Below are 17,105 nucleotides of genomic sequence, written 5' to 3'. Positions count from 1 at the left end.
GTTAAGCACTAATTGTTCTAAATCTTTTAAATTTTTCCAGAATCAACAAGTGCCCACACAGATTGTCTGATTGATTGTTAAAGAGCAAAAAACAACGACGCGAGGTGTATTTTCATTTTTCTACAACGTCGCGTCGTTGTGTGCGGCGTATTATAGGGATTTTTAAAATCGACGCAACCCCTTTTTGCAAAAATTTTTCACTTTTTTGTTGTTTGGTTATTCTCTCAACGCCTTGCGGTTTTGTTAGGCAATTTTTGGTGAAGAAATGTAAAGTGCGGTCTAAATTTGGGGTGGTTTTTGTACCGCACTTTTTATGCTATATAAAGTCATTGAGAAAATAGAAAAGAGCTTATAATGAAAATATAAAATATCCCATATTTTTTAGAAGAAATAAGCAATAATTTCAAGCTGGTATGAAAAAAGGTTTAGATTTTCTATCTAAACCTTTAATCAACTAGCAAAACTGCATCAACTCATTATAAAAATTAGTTATTTATTCCACTTTTATGACGTTCTGCGACCTCTGCAAGTAGCGTTTGCAACTCGCCTTGTTGATACATTTCTAAAATAATATCGCAACCGCCAATTAACTCGCCCTCAACCCATAATTGTGGGAAAGTTGGCCAATTTGCATAAGCGGGAAGTTCGGCACGAATGTCGGGATTTTGTAAAATATCCACATAACCAAAAGGCACTTTACAATTCATTAAGGCTTCTACCGCTCTTGCAGAAAACCCACAAGAAGGGAATTTTGGTGAGCCTTTCATATAAATTAGAATAGGGTTTTCAGCAATTTGTTTTTTAATACGTTCTAAAGTTTCCATAATTATCCTCGTTTATCATTAAGTGGGCGAATTGTAGCATAAGCCCGTAGGGATACCAATAACTTGAGCAAAATAATCAACTATTACCAGCTTCCCCCTGCTCCGCCTCCGCCGAAGCCACCACCTCCGAAACCGCCCCCAGAGCTGCCGCCGAAACCTGAACCTCCACCAAAACCGCCAAATCCTCCCCCACCATTGCGGCGATTAAAGGTTGATGTGCGGTTAGGATTAATAGGGCTAATATAAGGTGTTCGGCGACCACCTAATTCCCCCAATAAAACAATCAACACAAACGCCGCGATCATTAATAATGGGATATATTGTGCCAGCCCCTCACCATCTTGTTTTGCCGCCTCATATTCCCCTTTGCTTGCGGCAATAATGTAATCCAGCCCGCGATCAATGCCCAGCATATATTGCCCTTTTTTGAATGCGGGAGTAATGACATTACGGATAATTTGCGATAAAAACGCATCGGGCAATGCCCCCGCTAGCCCTTGTCCTGTGGCGATAAAAATTTTGCGATCCTTTACGGCAATTAGCATTAATACGCCATTATTCAACTGCTTACGACCAATGCCCCATTTATCACCAAGCTCAAAGCTGTATTGTGCAATGTCATAATTTCCCGTGCTAGGAATCAATACCACCGCAATTTGTGAGCTGGTTTCTTTAGAATAGGCAATGAGTTTATTTTCCAATAGCTGTTTTTCCGATGGCATTAGCGTATTCGTGTAATCATTCACATAATGGAAAGGGTTAGGCGGAGGTGGAAAATTCGCTGCGGACAGGCTGAAACTGAAAAAAACAAAGAAAAAAATGACCGCACTTTTCATTCGTTTAATCATTGATTATCACCTCATTATCGAGTTCATTACGATCATCGGGCTGAATTGGAAAATGCAAGGTTAAACGTTGTGCAATACTCTCAATCGTATTGACAACCCCTTGTGTATAGCGTTTCTGCTGGAAATCTTCCACCATCGCCGCATATTGTTGCTGCCAAAACGCTTCCCCAACATATTGATGAATGCCCTCATCGCCAATAATCGCACATTGCTGATCTTTATAGGCGATATAAATCAGCACGCCATTACGAGCTTGGGTTTCGGTCATTGCAAGTTGCGTAAAAATCGACAATGCGTGCTGAATTGCGGAGGATTGTGATTTGGGAAGATGCCGTTCAATGTAAACTCGCAATTCTGCGGAACTGCGTTGCTCGAGACGGGCAATCGCCGCCTCAATTTGCTTTTTATCAAAAGGAAGTTTTGAAAAAATCGCCATAGAAATAACCGCACTTTAGTTAAAATTTACCACAGGTGCATTTTCTGCCCCAACTGCGGCTTTAAAATAAGGTTTTTCTTTGAAGCCAAAAATCATTGCCACCAATTTTGTTGGGAACTGACGAATTTTTTGATTATATTCGCGCGCTGCCTCATTGAATTTATCACGTGCAACATTAATACGGTTTTCTGTTCCCTCTAACTGAGCTTGTAAATTCATAAAGCCTTCGTGCGCTTTAAGATCTGGATATTTTTCTACGGTAACTAACAGGCGAGATAAGGCCGATCCCACAGAATTTTGTTGTTGGAATTGCGCTAACTGTTCTTCTGTCATATTGCTTGGATCAATTTTTGTTTGGCTCGCTTTTGCACGGGCTTCCATAACACCTGTTAAGGTTTCTTTTTCAAAATTAGCCTGCCCTTTTACGGTATTTACAATATTTGGAATTAAATCAGCACGGCGTTGATATTGTGATTCTACATTTGCCCATACGGCATCAATTTTTTCTTCTGCTTGCACTAATCCGTTGTAACTTCCCATTAACGTAAAGGCAACTACTACAGCCACCGCCGCCGCGATTATCCATTTTTTCATTTGTTTTTCCTCTCTATTTTTTGGCTTGATGATATAACAAAAGACCTAAACTTTCGTTTAGGTCTTCTATATTATCAACGAATTAACGTGTTAAAAAATTACTCGTTACCTTTAACTGAGATTTCTACACGACGATCGTCTGCTAAACAAGCGATTAATGCTTTGCGTCCTTTAACCGCATCACATTTCGCACCAGTTACTGGGTTTGCTTCACCATAACCCGTTGAAGAAATCACTTCTTGAGCAACACCTTTAGAAACTAAGTAGTTAGCCACAGTGTCAGCACGACGTTGTGATAATTTTAAGTTGGCTGCTTCGCTACCAATACGGTCAGTATAACCAGCAACATCTACTTGTACTGATTTTAACTGTGCAATTTCACCATAAATACCGTCTAATACATTTTGTGCTTCTGGACGTAAATTTGCTTTACCAAATGCGAAAGTAACATCTGAATTTAATGCAAATGTTTTTGCAACAACCTTAGGTTCAACAACTGGTGCACTTTGACCAAAACGGTAAGATAAACCAGCAGTTACAGAACCGATGCTTGGTGTATAATCTACACGGCTACCATCGTTTTCCCAACGCCCTACTTTATTTACCCATTGATATTCAACACGTAATGCAAGTTCTGGTAATGATGGTAAGTTATACTCTAAACCACCAGCAAACACTGGAGAAACTTTTAAGCTATGTTCGTGCGTCTCATTAGGGGCTGCTCTTTTAGTTGGTTTATAATCAGAACGAATTAACGCAGCTCCAACGCGAGCATAAACATCTAATCCTTCAAGCACTGGATAACTTGCTTTTAAGCTTAAGTGAGCCCCGTGATTTGTATGTTTTCTAACGGTTTCACCCTCTTGACGGAGTTTAGCACGCCCAAAGTCATCATAACCTAGCTCAACAGCGAAGTTATCAGTAATTTGGTAACCACCGAACACACCATAAGTAACAGAATTACGTAAAGTACCTTGTGCATTTGCTTGATCTTCAAATTGGTTTAAACCATCGTGGAAAGATGCCCAGCCCGCTTTTGCACCAGCATAGAAAGTGTTTGCTTGTGGTGCAGCTTGTGCTACTGACGCAGCAGTTAAACCAGCGATTGCTAATGCGATTGCAGTTTTTTTCATTTGGATGATCCTCTATGTTTTCATCAATAAATCTAAAATAAAGGCTTTATTTAGCATAAACCTATACTTAAATAAATGCCAAACATACATAATATACTTCACTATATTACTTCGTTTAATCTTATCTACGGGGAAAGAATAATCCCATCCCCTATCATAGTTATACTTTTTTAGTTACCTCTACATTACAGGCTAAAACTAATCAAAGCGTGCGTATTATCGACCTGAAAAAACAGAAAATCAAACAATTTTTCTTTTTTTTGTTTATAATTCATACGAACACAATGCTAACTAGCATAATTTTTAAACAAATTTTACCAAAATAAAAGGAAGCATTTATTGCAATGAAAGAATAATCACAATATGCTAGAATCCTGTTCATTATTCAATTAACCCTAATAGAGTAAGTAATAAGATGCTACCACGTTTAATAAATATTCCACAAATATCCCCTTTAGTATCTGACTATCTAGAAAAACTTAAACAACAACATTTTGAAGGCGATATTGCTTCAAATTATGCCGATCGCTTATCGCTTGCCACTGATAATAGTGTCTATCAACAACTCCCGCAGGCAATTTTATTCCCTAAAACCCTTGCTGATGTGGTTCGTTTAACCAAACTTGCCCAACGAGAGAAATATCAAAGTTTAACTTTTACCCCTCGCGGTGGTGGCACGGGGACAAACGGACAATCGGTCAATAACAATATTATTGTGGATTTATCCCGCCATATGACACAAATTCTTGAACTCAACGTAAAAGAACGCTGGGTCAAAGTGCAAGCGGGCGTAGTGAAAGATCAACTCAATCAATTTCTTAAACCTTATGGCTTATTTTTCTCGCCTGAATTATCCACCAGCAATCGAGCCACCTTAGGCGGAATGATTAACACCGATGCCTCAGGACAAGGCTCGTTACGCTATGGAAAAACCTCCAATCACGTTTTAGGATTGCGTGCGGTACTAATAGATGGCGATGTGATTGACACTCAACCATTAAGCACAGAAAATTTTGAACAATCTCTCCAGCAACAGCCTCTATCAAAACGCAGCAAAACACTCCATCAGCAAATTTTTCAACGTTGTAAAGAAAAACGCGAAGTTATTTTGCGTGATTTGCCGCAACTTAACCGCTTCTTAACGGGCTATGATCTAAAGAATGTCTTTAATAATGAAGAAACCGCGTTTAATTTATCTCGTATCCTCACGGGATCAGAGGGGTCGCTTGCCTTTATTTGCGAAGCTACATTAAACCTCACCCCGATTCCGCAACACCGCACGTTAATAAATATTAAATACCGCTCTTTCGATGCCGCGTTGAGAAACGCCCCTTTTATGCTGAAAGCCAACGCCCTTTCGGTGGAAACCGTAGATAGCAAAGTGCTAGACCTCGCCAAGCAAGATATTATTTGGCACTCTGTCCAAGATCTTTTAACTGAAGACGCGGAGAACCCAATTTTAGGCTTAAATATTGTGGAATATGCGGGCAATAGCAAATCAATGATTGAAAAACAAGTGGCTCGCCTTTGCACCCAGCTCGATGAAAAAATCGCTCAACAGCAAGATGACATCATCGGCTATCAAGTCTGCACCGATCTGCCTTCCATTGAACGCATTTATGCGATGCGAAAAAAAGCGGTGGGCTTGCTTGGCAATGCAAAAGGGGCAGCGAAGCCGATTCCGTTTGTGGAAGATACTTGCGTCCCGCCTGAACATTTGGCGGATTACATCAGCGAGTTTCGCGCTTTGTTAGACGCTCACCAGTTAGAATACGGAATGTTCGGCCACGTTGATGCGGGCGTATTGCACGTTCGTCCAGCCCTTGATTTATGCGATATTGAACAAGTGAAATTATTCAAACAAATTTCCGATCAAGTGGCAGAACTCACCCATAAATATGGCGGCTTGATTTGGGGCGAACACGGTAAGGGAATGCGTTCGCAATATGGCGAAACCTTTTTCACTCCTGAACTCTGGCAAGAATTGCGTTACATCAAAACCCTGTTTGATCCACAAAACCGCTTAAATCCGGGCAAAATTTGCACCGCACTTGAAAGTAGCCAATCGCTCTATTCTATCTTATCGCCAATGCGAGCAGATCAAGACAGGCAAATCCCCGTGCAAATGAAGCAGGAATTTGCAGGGGCAATGAACTGTAATGGTAATGGATTATGCTTTAATTTTGATGTGCATAGCACGATGTGTCCGTCAATGAAAGTAAGCAAAAATCGCCTTTTCTCACCGAAAGGACGGGCTGCGATGGTGCGTGAATGGTTGCGTTTACTCGCTAATCAAAAGGTTTCCCCTGGGCAACTGGATTTCCGCAAGCAGAAAATGAAACTGTCTGATTTAGTTGAAAAATTTCGTGCCAGCGTGGGCAAATATCGTGGCGAGTATGATTTTTCTCACGAAGTGAAAGCGGCGATGGATACTTGCCTTTCGTGCAAAGCCTGTGCCAGTCAATGCCCGATTAAAATTGACGTGCCGAGTTTCCGTGCGAAATTTTTACATTTCTATCACCAACGCTACCCTCGCCCAATAAAAGATTATGTGGTATCGAATGTCGAACTGGTCGCCCCTTATATGGCAAAAGCCCCGCAATTTTTTAACTTTTTCACTGCGGCAAAAATCACACAGCCCATCGCGAAAAAATGCTTGGGAATGGTGGATTTACCGCGATTAAGCCAGCCAAATTTGCAACAACAGCTGGTTGAGCTGAATTATCAAGGGCTTTCCTTAGAGCAACTGGAACGCCTCAATGAGCGAGAAAAAGACAAAATGTTGCTGATCGTGCAAGATCCTTTCACCTCTTATTATGATGCCAAAGTGGTAGCAGATTTTGTCGCACTAACGCAAAAACTCGGCTATCGCTCTATTTTGTTGCCGTTCAAGCCCAATGGCAAAGCACAACATATTAAAGGCTTCCTAAGTCGCTTTGCCAAAACTGCGAAGAACCAAGCGACATTTTTAAATCGAATGGCAAAACTTGGCTTGCCGTTAGTGGGGATTGATCCTGCCATTGTGCTTTCTTATCGTGATGAATATCGTGAGATTTTAGGCGATGAACGCGGTGATTTCCAAGTGCTAACCGCTCACCAATGGCTGAAAAATCAGCTTCCGTCCGCGCATTTCAGCCAAGCCGTAAAAAGTGCGGTGAAAAATGACCGCACTTTTTCAGATTGGTACCTCTTCCCTCACTGCACCGAAGCCACAGGCTTACCGAACAGCCCGAAAGAATGGCAAGAAATCTTCTCCCATTTTGGGCAAAGCTTACAGGTGGAAAACGTGGGCTGCTGCGGTATGGCAGGGACATTTGGACACGAAACGCAACACCTTGAGATGTCTAAGGCTATCTATGCCAGTTCTTGGGCAAAAAAACTTCACGGCAAAAACCCCGAACAATGTCTTGCCACAGGGTATTCTTGCCGTAGTCAAATAAAACGTTTTGCCAAATGGCAACCAAAACACCCCGTGCAGGCGTTACTCACCTTATTGAGCTAAAAATGATGAAAATTTGGAAAAAAACCTTTACTTTAGAACAACTTAATCAATTCAACGCCCAATGTGCTGTTGGGCATTTAGGCATTCAATTTACCGCCCAAGGAGAAGATTGGCTAGAAGCCACAATGCCAGTGGATCACCGCACCACCCAACCAATGGGCTTTTTGCACGGCGGAATTTCCGCTGCACTGGCGGAAACCGTTGGCTCAATGGCAGGCTTTTGCTGTGTAGAAGAAAATCAAGCCGTTGTAGGGTTAGACATCAATGCCAGCCACCTCCGCCCTGTGCGTGAAGGGAGCGTTACCGCAAGAGCCACGCCAATTCGTCTTGGCAAAACTACCCAATTCTGGCAGATTGACATTAAAGATCAAGCCGATAGACTATGCTGTTTCGCAAAATTGACCTTAAGTGTGATTACTCAATGAAAACAAATAAAATTGGCGTTATCCTCGCCAACTTAGGCACGCCAGATGCCCCTGAGCCACAGGCAATTTCTCGCTATTTGTGGCAGTTTTTGACCGATCCCCGCGTGGTGGATCTGCCTCGTTGGAAATGGTGGCCCCTATTAAAAGGCGTGATTTTGCCTCGCCGATCCAAACGCGTCGCTGAAACCTATCGCAGTGTATGGACAAAACAGGGTTCGCCTTTGCTGGTGATCGCACAGCAACAAAAGCAAGCCTTGCAAAATTATTTTGATGAACGAGAACAAAATATTCTCGTAGAAATTGGAATGACTTATGGCAACCCTTCAATACAAAGTGCGGTGCAAAATTTACTCAAAAATCAAGTGGATAAAATCATTGTGCTACCACTCTACCCGCAATATAGCAGTACAACTACCGCTGCGGTATTTGACAGTTTCGCCCACGCGTTAAAATCCGTTCGTGGCATCGTGCCGTTTGAATTTATTCATTCCTATCATCTGAATGAAAATTACCTTAACGCCCTTACTGCTTCCATTAAAGCCCAATGGCAAGACGATGAATTTTTACTGTTTTCTTACCACGGCATTCCGCTCCGTTATGAGCAAAATGGGGATTATTACCGTGAACATTGCAAACAAACCACCCTTGCTGTGGTAGATAAGCTAGGATTAACGGAAAATCAATGGCAGCTTTGCTTTCAATCCCGCTTTGGACGTGAGGAGTGGCTACAGCCTTATACCGATCATTTTTTACAAAATGCCACCAGAACTCAAGGCATTGAAAAAGTTGCTGTGATTTGCCCCGGCTTCTCCACCGATTGCTTAGAAACCCTTGAAGAAATTGAAGAGGAAAACCGCGAAATTTTTCTTGCTAATGGTGGGAAATCGTTCCGATATATCCCTGCTTTGAATGCTGAACCTCAGCATATTGAAATGGTAGCGAAGTTGGTTATAGAAAAAATAGCGTAATCTGCCCCCCATTACATTGCCTAAACGAATAAGAAACACGCCTATGAAAACATATCAGTGGGCGTGTTTCTTATCTAAATGATTTATGAATTAAAATCTATACCCTAGTCCCATAAAGAACACAAATGGGTTTAATTTGACATCTACTTCATGATCTGCATTTAGTGCTTTAAATTTAGCTGTAGTTTTAATTTTTGTGTACCACATCGCTGTATTAAAATAGAGATTTTCTGTCAGTTTAATATCAATCCCCAAATTCACTACAGGAGCAAACGAATGTTTTTTCACTTGTAAATTAGTGATTGCAGGATTTGTTGCTTTCGCTCCAAAGAATCTAGTGTAATTTACCCCCGCACCAACATAAGGGCGAGAACCCGCATCTTTATCTAAGAAATAATATTGCACATATAAACTTGGTGGAAGCTGTTTTAATTTCACCACCTCACCCAAATCTCGTTTTCCCGCCTCAAGTGAAGGCACATTTGCTCTAATCTTATGTGAAAATGGTGTTGCACCTAATAATTCCACACCAATATTATCGGTAATCATATAGGTCGCGGTCAGCCCTAGCTGAGCATTATCACTTACTTTTAAACCTACCTCTGTGGACGTTTTTGTTGTTGAATGAGAATTTGCACTTACAAATACGCCCCCAGATCTTAATAAGACGTCTCCCGCTTGATGTGCATTTGCTGATGCCCCAATAAAAATACTTGCCAAACCCAATGCTATAAGTGTTTTTTTCATAAAAAAATACCTCGACAATTAAATACCCTTACAAAATTTGTGCTTTTTGCACGTCGAAAATATATCACTTAGGCATTTATTTTTTTGTGATACAGTTCAAATTTTTTAAAATTTTGTAAAAAAAAGTAAAAAAATTTATTTCCGCACTTTTCTTTTTGTTTCAAAATAGTGAAAATTTGATCTAGCACAAAAAATAGATTTCATATTTCTAAAAATAATAAACCGCACATTATGAATATAGAATATATGTAATCGCACAAGGTAATCCCTAGATAGTTATTGTATAATGCTCCTTTATTTTTAACAGGACAAAAGAATGAATATTAATTTCACTCAAATTTATCAAGATTGTCGAAATTTTATGCGTAATCAGCCAAGAACTACGCAACAATTTATAGTTTTATTTTTTATTAACTCTATGCTGTTTTACATCTTAATTTCAGCGTTTACGCCGATAATGACAGTGGAAAATATGCCAAGGGAAGAATTACTACTGCTAAACGACAGTAGTAATGAATTTTTTGTTTTGGCTATTGCACAACAATTAATTAGTCTATTTATCTCTTTTTGGGGAATCGCGACTTTTCATCATATTAGCACACAACAAACAGCCAATCTAAATCAAAGTGCCACACTCACTTTGCGTCGCTTTGCAGGCATTATTGCGATTAATCTCATTGCATTGATTCCTATAATGATCGGCTTTATAGAAATATTATTTTCAATACTTCAAAAACAATCCCCATCAATATTTTCTCTCATCACAAGTGTGCTTGGCTTTGTTATTTTCGTACGTTTAAGCCTTGCTTCAACGGAATATTTAATTCACCCTGTAACCATTGTTCAAGCCTTAAAAAATTGTTGGTTCCGTGGCGTGAAACGTTCTTCGCCTCTGTTTATTTACTGTTTATTCATTTATGTGGCGTTACCTTTTATTGTAAGACAAATTAGTTCGCTAAGTGATAACCTCATTTTTGAATTAATAACATTATTAATAAGTGCCATTATTAGCGTATTTAGTTTACTCTTTACTTACCGTTTTTATACTTTATTTATGCAAAAGGATGAATAATGAAGCAATTGTTAGAATTTATACCGCTCTTGGTTTTTTTTATTGTTTATAAATTAGTGGGAATCCGCGAAGCGGCGATTGCCTTAATTATCGCAACCTTAATTCAACTTACCCTATTAAAACTGAAATACGGCAAAATTGAAAAACAACAGCTCATTATGGGAAGTGCGGTAGTTTTTTTTGGTGGTTTATCAGCTTATTTCAATGAATTAGAATTTTTAAAATGGAAAGTGACGGTGGTTTATGCCTTGTTTGCTTTGGCATTAATCATCAGCCAAGTGATTTTTAAGAAACCGCTCATTCAGCAACTATTAGGTAAAGAAATTCAACTGCCTGATTCTGTTTGGAATAAATTAAATCTGGGCTGGGCTGTTTTTTTTCTGTTTTGTATGCTCCTAAATATCATCATCAGCCACTATTTTTCTGATGATCTTTGGGTGGATTTCAAAACCTTCGGCATTATTGGACTCAGCCTTGTTGCAACCATAGTAACAGGCGTTTATATTTATCGTTATCTTCCACAAACAGAGAATAAAGAACAATAGGAAAACATTATGTCTGCATTTATTGAAACCAAAACGGGACGCCAATCACAAGGCACATTGTTATTACGCACCCTTGCGATGCCTTCTGATACCAATGCCAACGGCGATATTTTTGGTGGTTGGATTATGTCGCAAATGGATATGGGTGGTGCAATTTTAGCCAAAGAGATTGCACACGGCCGTGTGGTTACCGTGGCGGTGGATAGTATGACTTTTATCCGCCCGATTTCTGTGGGCGATGTAGTATGTTGCTACGGACGCTGTGTTAAAGTTGGTCGAACCTCATTACAAATTAAAATTGAAGTGTGGGCGAAAAAAGTTTCCAGCGAACCCATTGGCGAGCGTTATTGTGTAACAGAAGCCGTATTCAGCTTCGTCGCGGTAGATAAAAACGGTCGCCCGCGTGTTGTGCCAAGAGAAAATAACCCTGAACTAGAAAAAGCCCTTGCTTTACTTGATGAAGCCTAAGAAAGGAGAAACTATGTATTACGTTATTTTTGCTCAAGATAAACCTAATACCCTTGCTCAACGCCTTGCCGTGCGTGAACAACATCTTGCACGTTTAAAACAATTACAAGCAGAAAATCGTCTGCTAACCGCAGGCCCAAATCCTGCCATTGATGATGAAAACCCTGGTGAGGCGGGATTTACAGGCTCAACAGTAATCGCCGAATTTGACAGCCTTGAAGCCGCACAGCAATGGGCAACCCAAGATCCTTATGTGGAAGCAGGCGTTTATGGCGAGGTGATTATTAAGCCATTTAAGAAAGTTTTCTAAGCAAAAAATCACAAAAATTCTCTCAAAAAACACCGCACTTTTCTTGTTTAACGCAAGAAAGTGAAAACAAGAAAAGTGCTACCCCTAACAATAAAAGCAATAAGAGGAAACACAATGTCAAACTTTCTACAAAATTACCAACAACATATTGATGAACGTGCGGCACAGGGTGTTGTACCAAAACCATTAGATGCCGAACAAACTGCACAGCTTATCGAATTATTAAAAAATCCCCCTACCGAGCAAGCCGATTATCTCCTTGAGCTTTTTAAAACCCGCGTGCCAGCAGGGGTGGACGAAGCAGCCTATGTCAAAGCCTCCTTTCTTGCTGCTATTGTCAATGGCACGACGCATTCGCCATTAATTAGTCCTGAAAGTGCGGTGCAAATTTTGGGAACAATGCAAGGCGGTTATAATATAGAACCCTTACTCCAAGCCCTTGATAATGAAGCCCTTGCCCCTTATGCCGTCAGCGCCCTTTCTTCCACCCTTTTAATGTTCGATAATTTCTACGATGTAGAACAACGTGCCAAACAAGGCAATCCTTACGCACAACAAATTCTTGAATCTTGGGCGAATGCAGACTGGTATTTATCACGTTCAAAATTGGATGAAAAGCTCACCGTTACCGTATTTAAAGTCTCGGGTGAAACCAACACAGATGATCTTTCCCCAGCACAAGATGCGTGGTCGCGTCCCGATATTCCTTTGCACGCCTTAGCAATGCTGAAAAATGAACGAGAAGGCATTCAGCCTGATGATGTAGGCAATATTGGGCCAATTCAACAGATTAATGCACTCAAAGAAAAAGGCTATCCGCTTGCTTATGTGGGCGATGTGGTCGGTACAGGTTCATCACGCAAATCTGCCACTAACTCAGTGCTGTGGTTTATGGGAGAAGATATTCCTTACATTCCGAACAAACGTGCCGGCGGCGTGGTATTAGGCGGAAAAATTGCCCCTATTTTCTTCAACACCTTAGAAGACGCGGGGGCATTGCCAATTGAAGTAGATGTCAGCAAGCTCAATATGGGCGATGTGATTGATATTTACCCATACCAAGGCAGAATCTGTAAACACGATAGCGATGAAGTTTTGGCTGAATTTCGCTTAAAAACCAATGTGTTATTAGATGAAGTACGCGCAGGCGGACGTATTCCATTAATTATCGGACGTGGGCTAACCCATAAAGCGCGTCAATCCCTTGGCTTACCTGATAATGATGTGTTCGCGAAACCACAAGCGGTGGCGGATAACCACAAAGGCTTTACCCTTGCACAAAAAATGGTCGGCCGCGCTTGTGGTGTAGAGGGCATTCGCCCGGGGCAATATTGCGAACCAAGAATGACTTCAGTCGGCTCGCAAGATACCACTGGCCCAATGACTCGTGATGAGCTAAAAGATCTCGCCTGCTTAGGTTTCTCATCAGATTTAGTGATGCAATCTTTCTGTCATACGGCTGCCTATCCAAAACCTGTGGACGTTGTTACCCATCATACCCTGCCAGATTTTATTATGAACCGTGGTGGTGTTTCCCTACGCCCAGGGGACGGCGTGATCCACTCTTGGCTTAACCGTATGTTATTGCCTGATACCGTAGGCACGGGCGGCGATTCGCACACACGCTTCCCGATTGGTATCTCTTTCCCTGCGGGGTCAGGTTTGGTGGCGTTCGCCGCTGCCACTGGCGTAATGCCGTTGGATATGCCTGAAAGCGTGCTAGTACGCTTCAAAGGGGAAATGCAACCGGGGATCACTTTGCGTGATTTAGTACACGCTATTCCTTATTATGCGATCCAACAAGGCTTACTCACCGTAGAAAAACAAGGCAAGAAAAATATTTTCTCAGGCCGCATTTTAGAAATTGAAGGGCTAGAACACCTTAAAGTGGAACAAGCCTTTGAGCTTTCCGATGCTTCTGCTGAACGCTCCGCGGCGGCTTGTACCATCAAATTAGATAAAGAACCGATCATTGAATATCTCAATTCCAATATCGTGTTGCTCAAATGGATGATTGCAGAAGGCTATGGCGATGCGCGCACCCTTGAACGCCGTATCAAAGCAATGGAAAAATGGTTAGAAAACCCAGAATTGCTCAGCGCTGATCCTGATGCAGAATATGCCGCGGTGATTGAAATCGATCTCAACGAAATCAAAGAACCGATTTTATGCGCACCAAATGATCCTGATGACGCTCGACTGCTTTCTGAAGTGGAAGGGGATAAAATTGACGAAGTGTTTATCGGCTCTTGTATGACCAACATTGGGCATTTCCGTGCTGCAGGGAAATTATTAGCCAAATTCAAAGACGTCATTCCTACTCGCCTTTGGATCGCACCGCCAACCAAAATGGACGCAAGCCTACTTACCGAAGAAGGCTATTACAGCATTTATGGCAAAAGTGGAGCACGTATTGAAATCCCAGGCTGTTCACTTTGTATGGGTAACCAAGCGCGCGTGGCAAACAACGCCACCGTGGTGTCCACCTCCACCCGTAACTTCCCGAACCGCTTAGGACAAGGCGCAAACGTGTATTTGGCTTCTGCTGAACTGGCTGCCGTGGCGGCACTACTCGGCAAACTGCCAACGCCAGAAGAATATCAAGCCTATGTGGCGGATTTGCAACAAGATAAAGAAGATACTTATCGCTATATGAATTTTGATCAACTTAATCAATATACACAAAAAGCGGATAACCTAATTTTTAAAACACAGATATAACCACATCAAAGTGCTGTCATTATCTGACAGCACTAGCATTGGTCGTTATTGTGATACAACTAATCGCTGTGGATGAATAACATTATTTTTATCAATCATTGCCACACCAATAAATTGTTCCTCAGCAGAATATAACCGCACTTGCCCATAAATGCCTTGTGGATTATCAAACTTCACACGTTGTCCAAACCCAACAGCTCGGCTTTGTTCGGCACTTAAAGCCAACGCAGGCAAGGATTTCACGGCACTGTCCGCTGGCAATAAATGCTGGTCGAGCAAGGTTAAATCTTGCTGTTCGCTTAATGCTTGAAAGGCTTCTATGGTCATCATTGCGTCTTTTGGATAATCCGCCACAGCAAGACGGCGGAGCATTGTAACGTGTGCGCCACAGCCTAGCACTTCGCCTAGATCGTCCACTAAGGTGCGAATATAAGTGCCTTTCGAACAATGCACTTCCAAGGTTAAATAAGGGGCTTGGTAGTCGATAAATTTCAGCTCGAAAATGGTGATCGGGCGGGCTTCTCGCTCAACGGTAATGCCTGCTCGTGCGTATTCATACAAGGGTTTGCCCTGATGTTTTAAGGCGGAAAACATTGTCGGCACTTGCATTATGTCGCCACGGAATTGTTCAAGTGCGGTCAAAATCTCTTCTATTTTTGACCGCACTTCTCTTGTTTCCACCACTTGCCCGTCTGCATCAGAGGTGTCCGTGCGTTCACCCAGTTTTGCGGTAACCAAGTAACGCTTATCGGAATCCAATAAATATTGCGAAAACTTGGTCGCTTCGCCTAAACAGATGGGCAACATTCCCGTTGCGAGCGGATCTAACGCCCCTGTATGCCCTGCTTTATTCGCCTGAAATAGTCGCTTCACCTGTTGCATAATTTGATTGGAACTCGCCCCTTGTGGTTTGTCCAATAAGAAGATGCCGTGAATGTCGCGACCTTTCTTTTTTCGATTACTCATTGTTTTCTTGTGCTGGTTGGTGGCGTTTTTCATCATCACGAATCACTTCGCTCACCAAGTTAGACATTCTCATTCCTTCTACTAAGGATTGATCGTAAATAAAGCGTAACTCCGGCACGATACGCAAACGCATTGCTTTTGCCAAAAGCGAGCGGATATAAGTCGATGCCTTTTCTAGCCCTTGCATTCCGCTTTCGATAATGCTTTCATCTTGATCGAACAAAAAGGTAACGAAAACTTTCGCATAAGCGAGATCGCGGGAAACTTCCACATCAGATACGGTTACCATTCCAATGCGAGGATCTTTCACTTCACGTTGTAAAATCACCGCGATTTCTTTTTGTAATTCTTGTGCGACACGGTCGCTACGTTTAAATTCTCTTGCCATAACATTTTTCTCTTAATTAAGTGGTTAATGATCGAGGTATAAATAGTTTTTCCAACTATTCATTCTCAATAAAATTTTTCGCATCATTGCTAAATGATGTGCGTGTTCCGTATAAACGGCAACTTCAGCACTCACGCCATAAGGGAGGGAATAGGCGGACATATCGCTTTTCATTTTAAGTAAAACGAGAGCTTTGGCTTCTTCTTTGATAAAAGATTCCGTATATAACGTGCCATTTGCTTGAAGCTCGTGTTCCCCAATGGCAGGCAAAACAGAAACAACTTCAGCTTGAAAAGTTTTCCCCGGAATAGCTGGGAAAACAATTTCAGCCTCGTCACCAACGGATAATCGCAACAGTGAATTTTGTCTAAATGCAGCCACATACATTCGATCTTGATGATGCGTAAAGGTCATTACGGGACGAATGGGCAACGTTGTTGCGGTCATTCCAACTTTTAAGAGGTTTTGAGCAATAAAGCCGTCCGTTGGTGCAACAACGACGGTAGAATCAAGGTTAAATTGTGCTTGTTTCAGTGCAGCTTGAGCTTTTGCGATATTCGCGTTCTCATTTTCATATTTTGTCGCAAAGGCATTTTCAACCTTTGTTAAATTTGCTAAAGAAACCGAATAATCCGCCTTGGCGGTGTAATATTCTTTACGTTTCAGATCCAGTTCTGACTGGCTTGCTGCTTTGGATTTGATTAACTGTTGATAGCGTTCAAACTCTCGCTTTTTTTGTTCCATTGTGGCTTTTAAGGCTTCAACGGTTGCTTGTGCTGCCTGTTTTTCCGCCGCTAAATTACTCACAGTTTGAACCGCTAATGCCAACTCCGCACTACGTTGATCCACCATAGCTTGGTAAGGGGTAGGATCGATTTTAAATAGTACTTCCCCTTTCTTAACAAGTTGGTTTGCGTTTACAGGGTTCACTTCAATCACCTTGCCGCCAACGTTAGGTATGATAGGCGTAGAAATATAATATTGCGTCGCTAATTTGGTATGCGGGTGGTTATAATTCATCACCAATAACATTGATAATAAAAGGATAACGCCGCCAAGCACCGCAGTTGGAACGCTCCATTTATTGAGGGGAATTTTAAATAATTTAAAAATCCCTACACACAGAGAGGCATAAATAACTAGAATCAAAAGTTCCAT

General features: G+C 41.5%; 17 protein-coding genes. 8 read left to right on the top strand and 9 right to left on the bottom strand.

What is annotated here, in order from left to right:
* Positions 1–485 precede the first annotated feature (485 nt).
* The 5 genes from grxD to ompA form a co-directional block, all read right to left on the bottom strand.
* On the bottom strand, positions 486–824 hold the full coding sequence (gene grxD, locus HBL79_RS03220) for a Grx4 family monothiol glutaredoxin (RefSeq protein WP_035685646.1): 339 nt from the start codon (positions 822–824) through the stop codon (positions 486–488).
* An 83-nt stretch (positions 825–907) separates the two neighbouring features.
* Complete coding sequence (locus HBL79_RS03215; protein ID WP_046097407.1) at positions 908–1,672, bottom strand: TPM domain-containing protein; 765 nt, start codon at positions 1,670–1,672, stop codon at positions 908–910.
* Positions 1,665–2,108, bottom strand: coding sequence for a TPM domain-containing protein (locus HBL79_RS03210; RefSeq protein WP_046097408.1), 444 nt, complete (start codon positions 2,106–2,108; stop codon positions 1,665–1,667). Before HBL79_RS03210 ends, HBL79_RS03215 begins: the two co-directional genes overlap by 8 nt.
* Positions 2,109–2,123: 15 nt before the next feature.
* Positions 2,124–2,702, bottom strand: a complete 579-nt coding sequence (locus HBL79_RS03205; RefSeq protein ID WP_046097409.1) for a LemA family protein — start codon at positions 2,700–2,702, stop codon at positions 2,124–2,126.
* Positions 2,703–2,800: 98 nt separating this feature from the next.
* On the bottom strand, positions 2,801–3,835 hold the full coding sequence (gene ompA / locus HBL79_RS03200) for a porin OmpA (protein WP_046097410.1): 1,035 nt from the start codon (positions 3,833–3,835) through the stop codon (positions 2,801–2,803).
* Positions 3,836–4,250: 415 nt separating this feature from the next.
* On the opposite strand from ompA, the gene ydiJ reads away from it, so the two are divergent.
* Genes ydiJ through hemH form a run of 3 tightly spaced genes read left to right on the top strand, consistent with a single transcriptional unit; the run spans position 4,251 to position 8,730 of the window.
* Positions 4,251–7,337 carry a D-2-hydroxyglutarate dehydrogenase YdiJ gene (ydiJ, locus tag HBL79_RS03195; protein WP_046097411.1) on the top strand — a complete coding sequence of 1,029 codons (3,087 nt, stop codon included), beginning with the start codon at positions 4,251–4,253 and terminating at the stop codon, positions 7,335–7,337.
* A gap of 5 nt (positions 7,338–7,342) precedes the next feature.
* The gene (locus tag HBL79_RS03190; protein ID WP_035685666.1) at positions 7,343–7,762 is read left to right on the top strand and encodes a hotdog fold thioesterase; all 420 of its coding nucleotides are present in this window, start codon (positions 7,343–7,345) and stop codon (positions 7,760–7,762) included.
* Complete coding sequence (hemH, locus tag HBL79_RS03185) at positions 7,759–8,730, top strand: ferrochelatase (protein WP_035685668.1); 972 nt, start codon at positions 7,759–7,761, stop codon at positions 8,728–8,730. Before HBL79_RS03190 ends, hemH begins: the two co-directional genes overlap by 4 nt.
* A gap of 90 nt (positions 8,731–8,820) precedes the next feature.
* On the opposite strand, the gene HBL79_RS03180 is transcribed toward hemH, so the two are convergent.
* Positions 8,821–9,477 carry an OmpW/AlkL family protein gene (locus HBL79_RS03180; RefSeq protein ID WP_035685670.1) on the bottom strand — a complete coding sequence of 219 codons (657 nt, stop codon included), beginning with the start codon at positions 9,475–9,477 and terminating at the stop codon, positions 8,821–8,823.
* A gap of 316 nt (positions 9,478–9,793) precedes the next feature.
* Between HBL79_RS03180 and HBL79_RS03175 the strand changes: the two genes are divergently transcribed.
* The 5 genes from HBL79_RS03175 to acnB all read left to right on the top strand — a co-directional run bounded on the left by HBL79_RS03175 (position 9,794) and on the right by acnB (position 14,593).
* Positions 9,794–10,549 (top strand): hypothetical protein, encoded by a 756-nt coding sequence (locus HBL79_RS03175; protein WP_035685672.1) that lies wholly within the window; start codon positions 9,794–9,796, stop codon positions 10,547–10,549.
* On the top strand, positions 10,549–11,094 hold the full coding sequence (locus HBL79_RS03170) for a septation protein A (RefSeq protein ID WP_035685674.1): 546 nt from the start codon (positions 10,549–10,551) through the stop codon (positions 11,092–11,094). Before HBL79_RS03175 ends, HBL79_RS03170 begins: the two co-directional genes overlap by 1 nt.
* 9 nt (positions 11,095–11,103) lie before the next feature.
* Complete coding sequence (yciA, locus tag HBL79_RS03165) at positions 11,104–11,562, top strand: acyl-CoA thioester hydrolase YciA (RefSeq protein WP_035685677.1); 459 nt, start codon at positions 11,104–11,106, stop codon at positions 11,560–11,562.
* A gap of 13 nt (positions 11,563–11,575) precedes the next feature.
* The gene (locus HBL79_RS03160; RefSeq protein WP_035685679.1) at positions 11,576–11,872 is read left to right on the top strand and encodes a YciI family protein; all 297 of its coding nucleotides are present in this window, start codon (positions 11,576–11,578) and stop codon (positions 11,870–11,872) included.
* A 114-nt stretch (positions 11,873–11,986) separates the two neighbouring features.
* Positions 11,987–14,593: a bifunctional aconitate hydratase 2/2-methylisocitrate dehydratase gene (gene acnB, locus HBL79_RS03155; RefSeq protein WP_035685682.1), complete on the top strand. Its 2,607-nt coding sequence runs from the start codon at positions 11,987–11,989 to the stop codon at positions 14,591–14,593.
* A 45-nt stretch (positions 14,594–14,638) separates the two neighbouring features.
* On the opposite strand, the gene truB is transcribed toward acnB, so the two are convergent.
* The 3 genes from truB to HBL79_RS03140 are packed head-to-tail and all read right to left on the bottom strand — an operon-like array spanning position 14,639 to position 17,105.
* The gene (gene truB / locus HBL79_RS03150; protein WP_035685684.1) at positions 14,639–15,559 is read right to left on the bottom strand and encodes a tRNA pseudouridine(55) synthase TruB; all 921 of its coding nucleotides are present in this window, start codon (positions 15,557–15,559) and stop codon (positions 14,639–14,641) included.
* A complete protein-coding gene (rbfA, locus tag HBL79_RS03145) occupies positions 15,552–15,947 on the bottom strand; it encodes a 30S ribosome-binding factor RbfA (RefSeq protein WP_035685687.1) in 396 nt (131 codons plus the stop codon). The genes truB and rbfA overlap by 8 nt, the downstream gene beginning before the upstream one ends.
* 24 nt (positions 15,948–15,971) lie before the next feature.
* Positions 15,972–17,105 carry an HlyD family secretion protein gene (locus tag HBL79_RS03140; RefSeq protein ID WP_035685689.1) on the bottom strand — a complete coding sequence of 378 codons (1,134 nt, stop codon included), beginning with the start codon at positions 17,103–17,105 and terminating at the stop codon, positions 15,972–15,974.

The organism is Avibacterium paragallinarum (assembly GCF_011765605.1).
Classification (GTDB): domain Bacteria; phylum Pseudomonadota; class Gammaproteobacteria; order Enterobacterales; family Pasteurellaceae; genus Avibacterium; species Avibacterium paragallinarum.
The sequence above is the reverse complement of the archived record's forward strand: the minus strand, read 5'-3'. Positions and strand labels throughout refer to the sequence as shown.

What these genes read in the sequence shown, in the direction of transcription:
- acnB (WP_035685682.1), top strand. Translation starts at nt 11,987, where the DNA reads ATGTCAAACTTTCTACAAAATTACCAACAACATATTGATGAACGTGCG.
- HBL79_RS03210 (WP_046097408.1), bottom strand. Translation starts at nt 2,108, where the DNA reads ATGGCGATTTTTTCAAAACTTCCTTTTGATAAAAAGCAAATTGAGGCG.
- rbfA (WP_035685687.1), bottom strand. Translation starts at nt 15,947, where the DNA reads ATGGCAAGAGAATTTAAACGTAGCGACCGTGTCGCACAAGAATTACAA.
- HBL79_RS03190 (WP_035685666.1), top strand. Translation starts at nt 7,343, where the DNA reads ATGAAAATTTGGAAAAAAACCTTTACTTTAGAACAACTTAATCAATTC.
- HBL79_RS03170 (WP_035685674.1), top strand. Translation starts at nt 10,549, where the DNA reads ATGAAGCAATTGTTAGAATTTATACCGCTCTTGGTTTTTTTTATTGTT.
- ompA (WP_046097410.1), bottom strand. Translation starts at nt 3,835, where the DNA reads ATGAAAAAAACTGCAATCGCATTAGCAATCGCTGGTTTAACTGCTGCG.
- truB (WP_035685684.1), bottom strand. Translation starts at nt 15,559, where the DNA reads ATGAGTAATCGAAAAAAGAAAGGTCGCGACATTCACGGCATCTTCTTA.
- HBL79_RS03180 (WP_035685670.1), bottom strand. Translation starts at nt 9,477, where the DNA reads ATGAAAAAAACACTTATAGCATTGGGTTTGGCAAGTATTTTTATTGGG.
- yciA (WP_035685677.1), top strand. Translation starts at nt 11,104, where the DNA reads ATGTCTGCATTTATTGAAACCAAAACGGGACGCCAATCACAAGGCACA.
- HBL79_RS03175 (WP_035685672.1), top strand. Translation starts at nt 9,794, where the DNA reads ATGAATATTAATTTCACTCAAATTTATCAAGATTGTCGAAATTTTATG.
- ydiJ (WP_046097411.1), top strand. Translation starts at nt 4,251, where the DNA reads ATGCTACCACGTTTAATAAATATTCCACAAATATCCCCTTTAGTATCT.
- HBL79_RS03140 (WP_035685689.1), bottom strand. Translation starts at nt 17,105, where the DNA reads ATGGAACTTTTGATTCTAGTTATTTATGCCTCTCTGTGTGTAGGGATT.
- hemH (WP_035685668.1), top strand. Translation starts at nt 7,759, where the DNA reads ATGAAAACAAATAAAATTGGCGTTATCCTCGCCAACTTAGGCACGCCA.
- HBL79_RS03205 (WP_046097409.1), bottom strand. Translation starts at nt 2,702, where the DNA reads ATGAAAAAATGGATAATCGCGGCGGCGGTGGCTGTAGTAGTTGCCTTT.
- grxD (WP_035685646.1), bottom strand. Translation starts at nt 824, where the DNA reads ATGGAAACTTTAGAACGTATTAAAAAACAAATTGCTGAAAACCCTATT.
- HBL79_RS03160 (WP_035685679.1), top strand. Translation starts at nt 11,576, where the DNA reads ATGTATTACGTTATTTTTGCTCAAGATAAACCTAATACCCTTGCTCAA.
- HBL79_RS03215 (WP_046097407.1), bottom strand. Translation starts at nt 1,672, where the DNA reads ATGATTAAACGAATGAAAAGTGCGGTCATTTTTTTCTTTGTTTTTTTC.